General features: G+C 48.2%; 1 protein-coding gene. It reads right to left on the reverse strand.

Annotated features, from left to right (window positions below; translation table 11 throughout):
• The coding region (locus R7Z50_RS30020) for a DNA-binding domain-containing protein (protein WP_318150089.1) at positions 1-515 on the reverse strand (515 nt) is incomplete at its 3' end.
• Between the last annotated feature and the right edge of the window lie 41 nt (positions 516-556).

The following is a 556-nucleotide window of genomic DNA, read 5'->3' on the forward strand; positions in this document are numbered from 1 at the left end:
AAATCAAACACCGCGTAATGAGCATCAAAGCACTTACACCCAGGACGAAGGTGGAAAACTAAATGAGAATGTTGCGACTCTGGTACGTGTGGTAATTCAGTCAGCGGTTGCACGGCTGTGTCTGCTTGATGCTCATAACGAGCTTGGCGAGCAAGGTCGATGTTCCATTCAAAGAGTGCGACTTCTGGGCTGTATGGCGCTTGAGCCATGACCTGACCAAACAACATCACAGTGTGATGAAAGTCTTTTCCGTAGTGAATAACACTGCCTTCTTGGAGTGGGTGCGTTAAAACATGTTGGCGTGCTATTTGGGCAAAGCACGTTTCCCCTAGTAACGCTTCAACCATCGGATAAGTAGCAGAGAGGACTTCGCTCAAGCTGATGATAAAGTTGTTGCGATAGATCTGCATGCGCTCGTCAGCGGTAAACTGACCGCTTGCAATATTACAGTCATCGCCCAATGCCTGATAGTGAAGCGCTTTCGCAAACTGATTTTGTAAGGTGGCTAGCTTCATGAGGCTTTCCTCGTAGCGCTAAGCGGGGTGGTAATTTGGGA

The sequence above is a fragment of the Vibrio sp. 1249-1 genome, assembly GCF_033340495.1.